Source organism: uncultured Bacteroides sp. (genome assembly GCF_902491285.1).
Lineage (GTDB): Bacteria > Bacteroidota > Bacteroidia > Bacteroidales > Bacteroidaceae > Bacteroides.
This window is the reverse complement of sequence record NZ_CABUHK010000153.1, coordinates 1-5,546: the sequence shown is the minus strand read 5'-3', so window position 1 is coordinate 5,546 and position 5,546 is coordinate 1. Positions and strand designations below refer to the sequence as shown.

The following is a 5,546-nucleotide window of genomic DNA, read 5'->3' as shown; positions in this document are numbered from 1 at the left end:
CTTTAGGTAATAAGCATTTCGCTTTAGTTGCATAATGGCAAGATTGAAAACAGCGGTTTTAATCGAAAGGGAGGAGCTTTTTGCCCCTCCCTTTCGATTAAGCTTTGTCTTAATCTTACACTTCATTTATTTAGCAACAACCCAAAAGGCTTGAAAGCTGTTCCGAGTAACAGTATGGCTATCATTTTCAAGCCATGAAATTAGCGCGTCTTCGTCGGTTCCATTGACTCTTGCAAAGTACGCAATTCTCCATCCTTCTACTAGCCAGTATGCACAAGGATCACTAACCACAAGCGAACCATTGTCAATTTGTTCAAGCAGCACAGCTACTGTACTGATATCAGTTGGGAGAACGCTCAGCCCGGCGACCTGGTGTTCTACCCGGATAATTCCCATGTGGGCATTGTTGGCGGCAGGGGCGCAAACGGCAAATTGCTCATCATCCACTGCGCCAGTGGATATAACAATGTGGTCATTACCGGCAAGGAGGGCTTTACCTCCGTCGGTAGGCCACAATACTACGGCGAGTAGTTGAACAGAAAAGGCCCTACCCAGATATGGTAGGGCCTTGAGACTGTTTTTAAGATTATGGCTTATGGGTATTTTACTGAGCTTACAATCGGCAAGACAATTTAGAGGTTAGTTACCTGCATTTCTCTTGTCACGATACATTAGAAATTGGCGTAAAATAGCTGGGTCCGATCCATTCGCCTTTTTCGTTAAACTTTCCCGAGCTTTGGATTCCATAAGTCTTTGCGTTGGATGAAGCCGTGAGGACATCCTTGGCTCCACTGTCAAATAATCCAGCTCCACTATCGCCAGGATTGCATTCGTAATTTCCTTCGCACATATCCGTCAGAGTCACATACGGAGGAAACTGGACAGAAACACCCGTTCTGGTAATTTTGCCTACGGTCTCTCCAGATGTTGCTCCCAACATGTAAACCTGTTTTCCAGCGATTGGGGTCGCCTTCGCCACGACAGGGAAAAATTCGCCGCCATACGGTGTGATTTTAGACCAATCACCGGACACGCTTCCGAGGTGGCTAGTAGCACTTCCAATCTTTGTGCCCATAAGATCTTTTACATCAACTGTTCCGCTAAATCCATGTCCCGCTGAATATGCTTTCGAAGCTGAAAGAGCCGGGCCGAGCGTGTAAGCGTAGTTTCCGATAAGGATTTTGCCACCCGTGAGATATTGTGTAGTGGATGCCTTTGCTGTAAAGGAAACAGGAACTTTACCGTAAAGCGAGAAAGGCGAAGCGTTGTTATCTGTTTCATAGCCTACAGTCGAACGAATCACGTTATTGCTGTCATCGATAAAATTCAGATAATCCGTCTTTCCGCCGTGACTTAAAACTGCGGCCTTAATTGATTCAATATTATCGTCGCTATAGTCTTTTAGACTAATATCCACTTGATTCGTAATTTCGTTTGCATCAAGCATCATGATGCTATAATCAGACATATATCCTGTAAGGAAATTCTTTATGCGCTCCAACTCAGAAAGGGAGTACGTGACTGTGCGGTATTCCACGTCAATATCTTCGGGTGCCTTTTGAGCAAGCTGGGGCCTGAGAGATGTTGCCTTCTGAGACGCGATAACATTAACAACAAGCGTATCTCCTTCATAATAAAGGCCTCCAAACTCGTTGCTGGACATCTCAGCAGTAAGCAGCTCTGTAAATTCGTCCTCTGTGAGCACTTCATTTTCTGCCTCATTCGCAGAAATTGCTGCTGCTGGAAAAACGCACATGCTCATGCAAATCCCTAACGCAAGAATCAGCGACAAGTACTTTTTCATTTTATCCATCCTTTCAAATTTGTGATGTGAGTATTGTAGAGCTAAAGTTACTTTTGCGGGGCGTTAACGTAGGTTGGATTCACTGGAAAGAGATGCATCTACACTCGAGTCAGACGTATCATAAATGGTCGTAGTGAAAAGAACGAGATCGGAATCCTCAAAGTGATTTTCGGCATACGCAATAACAGAGTTCCAGAAGCTGTCACTATAAGAGAACTCGTCGACTGGATAATCGCTGATTGCCCAATGATAGACCTCGTCACAAGCGGGATCATAGCTGATGGATATATCTATTAAATGCAGGTCATCGTTGGTTAGAATTGCAACCGTTTTGTCTTCGGATGCTGCGGAAAAGAGCTTGCCGTTGTCGATATCCATTACAAAAGGTTCGTCGAACGGTTCGTCTGTCAGCAAATTAATAGCGAACGCTGGAATACATAGGATCATAACCATTGCGCAAGAGAGAACGAATGATAGAAGTCGGTTCATAGGTTTCATTTCTGTCTCCTTTCTGTGTAATAGTCATTGAGTTATGATGAGGCATAGATCATTTGTGCGTCGAGCTTTGTTAAAATATCCTCCCCTTTTGGCTAATTTGATTCCTTATATTTTTCAAGTCGTAGATTGCTCAGGTTCCGTCTTATCACCCGTATAATAGAGCTACTATCTATCAATCTCATTCTCGTCCTCGGCGGCCATCTTGGTTTTGTAGAAAAGGATAAGTGCTAAAACTTCATCAATTACGTATAACGAGCAGAGAACCATGAGCGGGGAGCCATACCTAAATGATACACTATCGCCAAGCATGATGCCCAAAGACGACGGAAGAATAACAACAATAAATCCTATCGTCCGAAAAACCTTCTTAAACTTGACAAACTGAGCATCCTGCTCCTCTTCCAAAATTGAATATGGCTTAGCATAAAACTCTCGCAGGCAGATAGCTATAACGCCATAGATGATTGCCTCTTTATAATTATGGGTAAAAAAGACAAAATTTGTCTGTACGCCTCCTTCTATAATTAGAAGACATCTATTTCCCCAATCTGCAACAGCAAATTTTCTGTGTAATCAAGCGCAATTACTCCAAACATATCTCAAAATGCAACTTCGCGTAGAGTTCAGATTAGTAAAATGCAAAATACACTTCTTCCTTTGACGCTATATTCAAAAAAGATGTAATAACTACTGAATATTGTTTTTGTTTCGTATATCGGTTCGTGTTGCAGTTTTAAATTTCTACCGTCTTATATCTACGAAAGGCATAAATCAAGCAAAACTGAAAGATGGGAGGGATTTGATAGCAGATCATACTCAGGCATCAGGTAGTAGTAAAGTCTATAATAGAACCTACCGCTATGTATATTATGAGGGTTACGAAGAGGTTGACGGATATCTCCGAGCACAAATCGACTCGAGTTCAAAAACGGTCGAATTTGACAAGGGGCAGTCATACTATTACGATTATCCCTTACAAGTGCAGGATGCATATCAATCTTACAAAATTATGGGATGATTAATGATGAATAAGCACTTTAGTGTAATACTGGCTACAGTCACAGGAGGTATCGCAGCACTATTTACTTTCTATACAGCTCTTCGACTCCATAATGCAGGTCTTTTTATGGCAACCTTCCTTTATGGAAGTACTGCATTGAAATGGTATAAACAATGGAAAAATGGCGAAGATGATTCCTAATTAGATTTTCATCTTTTTGAACTCAAACTCCAATGCAAAAGATAGCGCTATAATTAACTAACAGAATTTACATAGGATTTCTTATCGCGCCCCCCATTTTTGCAAATAAACGGAGACCCCGCGCTGCCATCTTGCAGTACGGGGCCTCTATTTATTTTGCATTATAGCGCTACACCGTGAAAAGGTGTTGCACCTTTACTGTTTCGTTGTCTTATATTAGCAAAAGGCATAAAAGGCTTATCAAGAAACCGCGCTACCTAATAGTTTCTTGACAGATAAAGCTATATTGTTTTCGGATTAGATATTCTTGAAAGAAGAATACTTTGTTGCAAAATGTCAAGGAAATTGTCTTTATATTATGAAAGTAGAGAAGTTGTGATTTTATGAAGTGAAGGTGAGACCGATGGGTTACAATTAAATCTCCGCTGCATAGAAACATTGAATTGCTATAAGACCGGCTATTATGGTTAAAGACCATTTGTCCCTAACAAAAACCGATATATCAATCATGAATATCTGAAAGGGAGAATATAATGAAAAAGCGTTTTTTGAGTATGTGCTTGTTTGTAGTCATGTGTCTGACAATCTCGTCTCCGGTGTTGGCTGTCTATAACGATGATAGCGTCGTCACGCCCAATAATAATCGCTATTATTATGTGTATGAATACACTAACTACAAAGGGCCAAAGTGCTTCACCGTTAGCGCTTCCGATGCCGCTGAGGAAGCAGCGTTTCGCGCAGTAGTTACCACAGGCATAGGTGCACTTGCAGGATATTACGCTGGGGGCAATATGACCGTTACAAAATTTACAGCGGACATGCTTGATAGATTACTTCCTCAATCGCCGACTTATCGAGCAGGTTATTACAAAGTTTATGCTCGAGATAAAATTAAATATCAGGTGGATAGCCTTGACCCTTCCAAACGCGTCGTTGTTGACCGATGGTCTTGCTTAAAGTATGAGCTGTACGAATCTGAGAACTCGACAACTTTAAAGGATAGTTCCGAATTCATCCTTCATGAAAAATAACTCAGGTGGCATTATGAACACAATTCTTCAACTACATTCCAAAGTGGTAACTTCGGTTATCCTTATAACATCAATTGTAGGACTCCTGATATCAATCTATGATCCATTACCAGAATACTACGGAACGGCAGTCTCAGTTGCTATTTGGGTATTCTCCTTGTGGGTGCTAAAGAAAATTCGCAACTTTTATATCGCTGGCAAGGAAACAACGCCAATTGAAAAGAAATTCGATTTTGTCGCTTTCTTCGTGTGCTTTCCGGTTGTTACTTACCTTGCACCCCAAATTAGCAGTTATCAGATCGATGGAGTTACTTCAGGGTGTTTTGGCATTCAGTTGGTTTGGTGCCTCAAATTGCTCTATATTCAATTCCATGATCCTGAAGGCAATACACCTGAGTAATGTTAAATGTTTGTACGAGTCGCTGATGTGATAGAGCAATGATGCACCGAACTTGATGGCATATAAAATCGCCCTGTCAGCGTAAATACTGGCAGGGCGATTGTCATTACTGCGGCGTTATTAGCATTCCATAAAAGTTTTGAGAGGAGCACTTTCCAAGCTCGGATTTTGCCAATTTCAATCAGAAAAGGCATGTTGGAATATCAACAAAAAATTATGTATGGCTTTTTTTAGAAAGTGCCAGAGCGGCCCGCCTTGCGCGAGTCAGCGCCATACGCGCGCTTTCCGGTTTTACATTGAGATCACTGGCAATTTCAGCGTAGCTCTTTTCTAAAATATATCGGCTACTGAGCAAAAATTTAGTCTTATCGTCGAGCTCATCCCAAATTTTTGCGAAAGAGTTGATTTCCTCGGATTTTAACAGGATGACTTCGGGGTCGGAGTCATGATCGTCATCAACATTGCTATTATCAAATTCGTCGGCAAGAATCTCTTTTCGTCGGCTGATATTTCGAATATAAGTCAGAGCTGCATTTCTTGCGGATGTTGCAATGTAGGAGGTAAGCACTTTGGCTGGCATAGGACGCAGTGTATCAATGTTATTAATAAGCT

7 protein-coding genes are annotated in these 5,546 nt (G+C 41.5%); 3 read left to right on the top strand and 4 right to left on the bottom strand.

Translation table 11 applies throughout. The annotated features are described in order from the left end of the window. Positions 1-126: 126 nt before the first annotated feature. The 3 genes from RDN93_RS21600 to RDN93_RS21590 form a co-directional block, all read right to left on the bottom strand. A complete protein-coding gene (locus RDN93_RS21600) occupies positions 127-447 on the bottom strand; it encodes a hypothetical protein (RefSeq protein ID WP_308747382.1) in 321 nt (106 codons plus the stop codon). A gap of 214 nt (positions 448-661) precedes the next feature. Continuing rightward, on the bottom strand, positions 662-1,813 hold the full coding sequence (locus RDN93_RS21595) for a hypothetical protein (protein WP_308747381.1): 1,152 nt from the start codon (positions 1,811-1,813) through the stop codon (positions 662-664). Positions 1,814-1,867: 54 nt separating this feature from the next. Then, positions 1,868-2,293, bottom strand: coding sequence for a hypothetical protein (locus tag RDN93_RS21590; RefSeq protein ID WP_308747380.1), 426 nt, complete (start codon positions 2,291-2,293; stop codon positions 1,868-1,870). A 1,030-nt stretch (positions 2,294-3,323) separates the two neighbouring features. On the opposite strand from RDN93_RS21590, the gene RDN93_RS21585 reads away from it, so the two are divergent. From RDN93_RS21585 to RDN93_RS21575, 3 genes are all read left to right on the top strand, one after another. Continuing rightward, positions 3,324-3,503, top strand: coding sequence for a hypothetical protein (locus tag RDN93_RS21585; RefSeq protein ID WP_308747379.1), 180 nt, complete (start codon positions 3,324-3,326; stop codon positions 3,501-3,503). Between the two features lie 533 nt (positions 3,504-4,036). Then, the gene (locus tag RDN93_RS21580; RefSeq protein ID WP_118625984.1) at positions 4,037-4,534 is read left to right on the top strand and encodes a hypothetical protein; all 498 of its coding nucleotides are present in this window, start codon (positions 4,037-4,039) and stop codon (positions 4,532-4,534) included. A gap of 13 nt (positions 4,535-4,547) precedes the next feature. Continuing rightward, positions 4,548-4,934 carry a hypothetical protein gene (locus RDN93_RS21575; protein WP_177715836.1) on the top strand — a complete coding sequence of 129 codons (387 nt, stop codon included), beginning with the start codon at positions 4,548-4,550 and terminating at the stop codon, positions 4,932-4,934. Between the two features lie 214 nt (positions 4,935-5,148). On the opposite strand, the gene RDN93_RS21570 is transcribed toward RDN93_RS21575, so the two are convergent. After that, a partial coding sequence (locus RDN93_RS21570) for a sigma-70 family RNA polymerase sigma factor (protein WP_308747378.1) occupies positions 5,149-5,546 on the bottom strand: 398 nt, incomplete at its 5' end.

Excerpts from the sequence above, each read along its gene's own strand:
- RDN93_RS21595 (WP_308747381.1), bottom strand. The coding sequence starts at position 1,813 with ATGGATAAAATGAAAAAGTACTTGTCGCTGATTCTTGCGTTAGGGATT.
- RDN93_RS21590 (WP_308747380.1), bottom strand. The coding sequence starts at position 2,293 with ATGAACCGACTTCTATCATTCGTTCTCTCTTGCGCAATGGTTATGATC.
- RDN93_RS21585 (WP_308747379.1), top strand. The coding sequence starts at position 3,324 with ATGATGAATAAGCACTTTAGTGTAATACTGGCTACAGTCACAGGAGGT.
- RDN93_RS21580 (WP_118625984.1), top strand. The coding sequence starts at position 4,037 with ATGAAAAAGCGTTTTTTGAGTATGTGCTTGTTTGTAGTCATGTGTCTG.
- RDN93_RS21575 (WP_177715836.1), top strand. The coding sequence starts at position 4,548 with ATGAACACAATTCTTCAACTACATTCCAAAGTGGTAACTTCGGTTATC.